Here is a 5,449-nt window from a genome sequence, read left to right on the forward strand (position 1 = left end):
GGCCACATGCAGCGGGCCGCCTTGCGGGCGGGTTTTAAAGGTGTCGTCCTGCACCGAGTGAAAGCGCAGCTGGGCTTTCATTTTCTGCATGTCATGGCGCACCTCTTCGGCCATCTGCCGGGCGAGCGCCATGTCGGCGTCGAGCTGGTTGTGCCGCAGTTCGGGCTCATGCACCAGGCGCCACAGCAGGCGGTAGAGCAGGCTGAAGCGCTGCGGGTTGTTGTGCAGGATGACGGCCTGGCACAGGGTGAGAAATTCGGGTGGCACGGCGACGGTGGGTGCGTCGCTGAGTGCGGGGCTCTGCGCTGTGCCGGTGGGCTGCGGGCCTTCAGTAGCGGGTGTGGTGCCGCAATGCCAGCTGACTTGCCCGGGCAGGATGTTTTGTGCCAGCAGGCCGCGTGCGGCACGGCGAAAGCCCTCGAGGTCCGTCTGCCCCTGCAGCGTGACGGGCAGCATGGCTTGTGGAAAGAGGTCGTTCGTCAGCAGGTCATTCATCACGCCCATGGACACATCCTTTCTTCACGATTCAAGCACCCATGGTGCGGCGGCGGCCACCGCTGCGGGTGTAGGCAAAAGAGCCGACTTCCTGGGTGCGGGCGGCGCATTGCCAGGACAGTAAGCTGGAATTCACTGTATTAATATACAGTGTTTTGGTGGTTCAGGTGTGAAAGCGGGGCGCAAATCCCTGGCCTTTTGTGGCTTTGTCGCCTAAATCAGGCTGAAACCAGCCCAAAAGGGCCGGGCTGGCGGCAACGGTGCCAAACATGCTGCAGCGTGCGCTTTTGACCTGGACGGGGGTGGCGTCAGCGCTTTTTGTGGGCCCGCCGCAGCTTTTTGGCGTGGGTTTCCATGGCGAGATACGCCACAACCGCCACGGTCAGTGGCACCAGGTAATAGATCACGCGGTAAGCCACCAGCGCGGCCAGCAGTTCGTACTGCGGCATCTCGTGCGACAGCAGGGCGACGAACACGGCCTCCAGCACGCCGAGGCCGGCCGGCACGTGGGTGATCACGCCGGCGATGGCCGCCAGCAGCAGCACGCTGACGACGGCGGAAAACTCGATGCGGTGCTGCAGCAGGATGAAAATAATGCCGGACATGATGAGCCAGTTGCCGGCGCCCATCAGCAGCTGCAGGCCGGCCAGCCGCACGGAGGGCAACACCACCTCATGGCCGCGCAGCCGCAGCATGCGCCGGCGGGAAAACGCGCAAATGCCGAGATAACCCGCGACAACGGCCAGCAGCACCGCACCGATCAGGCGCAGGGAGTTGGTGGTGACAGGCCAGTCCAGGGGCAGGGTGGGCGGCTGCAAGGCAAACACCGTGCCGGCGARCAGCAGGTACCCCATCCAGTTGGTCAGCATGCTCAGCGACATGATGCGGGTGATGGCGCCGTTGCCCAGGCCCAGGCGGGAGTAAAGGCGGTAACGAAAAGCCACGCCGCCCACGAGGGAGCCGAGGTTGAGGTTGAAGGCGTAGCTGACGAAGGTCACCGCCATCACGGTGGGGGCGCGTAGCGGGTGGCGGGTGTAGTGGCGGCCCAGCAGGTCGAAGGTGCTGTAAAGCGTGAAGCTGGCCACGGCCAGCAGCACGGCGCCCCAGGCGGCGGTGAGGGGGTAGTCCTCCAGCGCGGTGAGGACCTGGGACCATTCAATCTTGCGGGCCTGCGAGAACAGCAGGCTGGCGATGAGCAGAAAGAACGCGGCGGTGGCACCGTGCCTGAGCCATGGCCACCAGGCCTTTTTCTTCGGCGCGGCGGGCTGGGGCTTGCCGCTGCGCGCCTCGCCGGGCGGACGGGGGGGATGGGGCGTGGGCAAGGTGCGGCTTTCGGCCATCACGCGCTCAAATGGGTTTGGCCTGGGGCGGCGGCTCGCGTTCCTCTGGCGCGGCTGCTTGGGCGGGCGTGATGCGCGGCGCGTGCGCCGGCAGCCAGCCAGCCCAGGCGGGGTAGCGGCGCAGCAGGTGAAAGACAAAGTAGCTACGCAGCGTGCGCCACCACGTGGGCTTCACCAGGTCCTGGCGGCCTATCTGTTTGCAGCTGTGCTGCATCAGGTGGTCCAGCCGCGAACCCAGGTCGTTGTTGAAGGTGCGGTCGCGGATCATGACGTTGGCCTCGAGGTTGAGCGCCAGGCTGAGTGGGTCCAGGTTGCTGGAGCCCACAGTGGCCCATTCGTCGTCGATCATGGCCACTTTGCCATGCAGGGGCCGGTCGCAGTATTCGTAAATGCGCACACCCGCGTCCAGCAGGTGGTGGTAGAGCATGCTGGCGGCGGTCTTGACGATCGCCATGTCGGGCTCGCCCTGCAGGATGAGGTGCACGTCCACACCGCGCCGCGCGGCGTGGCGCATTTCCCTGAGCAGCCGGTAACCGGGAAAGAAATACGCGTTGGCGATCACGACGCGGTGGCGCGCCGTGCGGATGGCGGCGCGGTAGTGGCGCTCGATGTCGTTGGTGTGTTTGCGGTTGTCGCGCGTGACAAAAAGCGCCGCGGCGTCGCCCGCCGGCGCGGGCACGTCGTCCCTGCGCCATGTGCCGGCCACGGAACGGGCGCGTTCGGAAAACCGTTCACGCAAGCCCGTGGGCGCTTCGCCGCCGGCGCCGGCATTGCGCTGGCCCGCCGCCAGGGCCCTGCGCACAAAGCTGTGGATGTCGGCCACGAGGGGGCCTTCGATCTCGACGGCATAGTCTTGCTTGGCCTGCGGGCCGAAGTCGGCCAGGTGGTCCGCCGAATAGTTGATGCCGCCGACGAAAGCACGTTCGCCATCGACGACCACAATCTTGCGGTGCATGCGGCGAAACAGGTTGGTGCGCCAGCCCCACAGCCTGGGCCCCGGGTCAAACACATGCACGCGCACGCCTGCCCGCGTCAGGGTCGAAATGAATTCAGGTGACAGGTCCGGAGAGCCATAGCCRTCAATCGTCAGGTCGATCTGCACGCCGCGCCGCGCCGCCTGGTGCAGGGCCGCGTGCAGCTCTTCACCGACCTTGTCTTCAAACAGGATGAAGGTCTCCACCACCACCTCGCGCCTGGCCGCAGCAATGCACTCAAAGACGCGCGGGAAAAACTCCTCGCCGTTTTCAAGCAGCTGAAACTGGTTGCCGCTTACCCAACGACTCATGTTCAGAGCTCGATTTCTGCCGCGAGAGGCGCGTGATCTGACAAATGCGACCAAGGCCGCAGCGGCAGCACCACCGGCGCGTGGCCGATGGCGTTGCGCACATAGATGCGGTCCAGCCGCAGCAGGGGCAGGCGTGCGGGAAAGGTGCGCGCCGCCTTGCCGTTGGCCTGCACAAACACCTCATGCAGCTCGGCGCCTTTTTCCAGCCGGGCATGGGCGCGGTGCCGCCAGTCGTTGAAGTCCCCGGCCACCACGACGGGCGCATGCGGCGGAATGTTGTTGCGCACCAGTTCGCACAGCATGTCCATTTGCTGCTCGCGGTGCGCTTCCATGAGGCCCAGGTGCACGCAGACGGCGTGCACGTTCACGCTGCGGCCGGGTATCTGCAGTTCGCAATGCAGCAGCCCGCGGCGCTCGGGCCCGCTGATGGACACGTCGAGGTTTTCAAAACGCACGATGGGGAACTTGGACAACACGGCATTGCCGTGGTGCCCGTTGGTGTAGACCGCGTTGCGGCCGTAGGCGAACTGCGGCCAGATGGTGTCGGCCAGGAATTCGTAGTGCGGGGTTTCAGGGTAGTTGTCGAACTTGTCCTGGTGCTTGACGTGGTTGCCCGTCACTTCCTGCAGGAACACCACGTCCGCCCCGACGCCGCGAACGGCTTCGCGCAGCTCGGGCAGGATGAATTTGCGGTTGAAGAAGGTAAAGCCCTTGTGGATGTTGACCGTGAGCACCTTGAACGAGAACGACGAGTCGGCGCTGACTGCTGCAAGCGCCGTCTGCGTGTCGGCCTCGACGGCTTCCATGTCGATCGGCGTGGCGGCTTCGGGAGAGCGGGTGGGTACGGCGACAGACAGGGCGTCGGGCCCGCGGCGCGAAGCTGAAGAAGGCGATGGCGAAGGGGATTCGGGTGTGGAAGTCGGCATAGGAAAGATAAGCGAGTAGGCCCAGACAGGCAGGCGGAAAGGGCGCAGGACAGGCCTTGGCACCCATTGTTATTCTGCGCCCTGGGAGTGACTGTAGGACAGTAACTTATTTGCGGCAGGGCGCGGCGTACGCAAGCGCCTGGGACGTGCCTTTGGCCACAGCCCGCGGGCGCAGTGTCCTACATGGCGCGGGGGGCCTCTCCGATAAGGCAGACGGGCCCGGCCCGCTAGATTGAATTCAACGTTAGCCCGATGAAGTGGCAGGCGTGTTTTTTCAACCCAGCCTACGAGCACAACCCAAGGAACTACTCCCATGTTCAAAACCCCCTCTTCCATGAAGACCCTTTCCCTTGCAGCTGCCATGACGGCCGCACTGATGTTTGGCGCAGCCGCACACGCGCAGACCGATCCTGCGGGCAAACCGAGCGACAGCTCGGGCTCGGTTTCCACCGGTGCAACCGCCAAAACGCCTGAGCAGCGTGACGCCGCCAAATCCGAAAAACAGGCGGCGAAGTCCGACAAGAAGCAGGCCAAGGCAGCCAAACGGGCTGCACGCAAGAGCAAAGCCGCCACTGCAGGCGCTGCCCCCACGGATTCGGGCGGTACCAGCAAGTAAGGCCAGGCGCTGCCTCTGCGCCATGACAGTTTCAGGTTGAAGGCGCGCTGACGCGTTGCCATCACCCTTTTGAAGGAGTTTGATATGTCCAAGTACTTTATGCGTTCCATTCCTGCGGCCGCTGCGTTGACCGCAGCCGCGTTGTTCGGCTCTGCCGGCGCCTTTGCACAGGGCCTCGGTGTGGGCGTCGGCACCGGTGTTGGGGTCGGCGTCTCGGCCGGCCAGAACACCAATATCGACGCTGGCGTTCGCGCGAATGCCGCGGCAGGCGCCAGCTCGGACTCCAGCGGGCCCTCGGGATCTTCCAGCGGCAGGCTCGGTGCCGGCGCCAATGTTTCCGGCTCGGCTCAGGGTGATACCTCCGCAGGCAGCAGGGCCGCCGCTGCAGTGGACAACACCGCCCGCAGCACCGGACGGGCTGTAGCCCGCACCGGCAACGCCGTGAAGAGCGGCGCCAAGCGCACCTACAACAAGCTGGATAACGCTGCGGGCAGTGCCCGTGTCCAGGGCAGTGTTCAGGGTGATGCGGCCGTCGGCGGCACTTCGAAGTAAAGGCGGGCAAGGTGCGCGTGTAATTGCCGCAAGGTGGTTGCATCGCCACAAAGCCGGGCACAGGTTTTTACCTGCGCCCGGCTTTTTTTCACGCCTGCGTTTATTTGGGCCGGGGCTGCGGCAAGCCCCTGCCGGGCTGGGGTAGCTTCCCGGCCCGGAGTTCGGTGACTGCGGTGGCTACAGCCCTGGCCACGTTGCGGACTTCTTCCATCAGGGCTTTGTCTGCGTCCAGCGT

6 protein-coding genes and 1 pseudogene are annotated in these 5,449 nt (G+C 65.1%); 2 read left to right on the top strand and 5 right to left on the bottom strand.

The window, feature by feature from the left end; genetic code table 11:
• From AC1D1X_RS14695 to AC1D1X_RS14710, 4 genes are all read right to left on the bottom strand, one after another.
• Positions 1-504: DUF4130 domain-containing protein (locus AC1D1X_RS14695; protein ID WP_477698537.1), on the bottom strand; the 504-nt coding region annotated here is incomplete at its 3' end.
• Between the two features lie 299 nt (positions 505-803).
• The gene (locus AC1D1X_RS14700) at positions 804-1,835 is read right to left on the bottom strand and encodes a lysylphosphatidylglycerol synthase domain-containing protein (RefSeq protein ID WP_477698538.1); all 1,032 of its coding nucleotides are present in this window, start codon (positions 1,833-1,835) and stop codon (positions 804-806) included.
• A 7-nt stretch (positions 1,836-1,842) separates the two neighbouring features.
• Entirely contained in the window at positions 1,843-3,120 is a 1,278-nt protein-coding gene (clsB, locus tag AC1D1X_RS14705) for a cardiolipin synthase ClsB (RefSeq protein ID WP_477670410.1), read from the bottom strand.
• A 2-nt stretch (positions 3,121-3,122) separates the two neighbouring features.
• Positions 3,123-3,926 (bottom strand): endonuclease/exonuclease/phosphatase family protein, encoded by an 804-nt coding sequence (locus AC1D1X_RS14710; RefSeq protein WP_477647033.1) that lies wholly within the window; start codon positions 3,924-3,926, stop codon positions 3,123-3,125.
• Positions 3,927-4,359: 433 nt separating this feature from the next.
• Between AC1D1X_RS14710 and AC1D1X_RS14715 the strand changes: the two genes are divergently transcribed.
• Complete coding sequence (locus AC1D1X_RS14715; protein ID WP_477670409.1) at positions 4,360-4,662, top strand: hypothetical protein; 303 nt, start codon at positions 4,360-4,362, stop codon at positions 4,660-4,662.
• A gap of 84 nt (positions 4,663-4,746) precedes the next feature.
• Entirely contained in the window at positions 4,747-5,214 is a 468-nt protein-coding gene (locus tag AC1D1X_RS14720; protein WP_477670408.1) for a hypothetical protein, read from the top strand.
• Positions 5,215-5,314: 100 nt separating this feature from the next.
• Here AC1D1X_RS14720 and AC1D1X_RS14725 read toward each other — a convergent pair.
• A pseudogene (locus tag AC1D1X_RS14725) lies at positions 5,315-5,449 on the bottom strand (NADPH-dependent FMN reductase); the annotation flags it as partial.

Source organism: Polaromonas sp. P1_G4 (assembly GCF_056405475.1).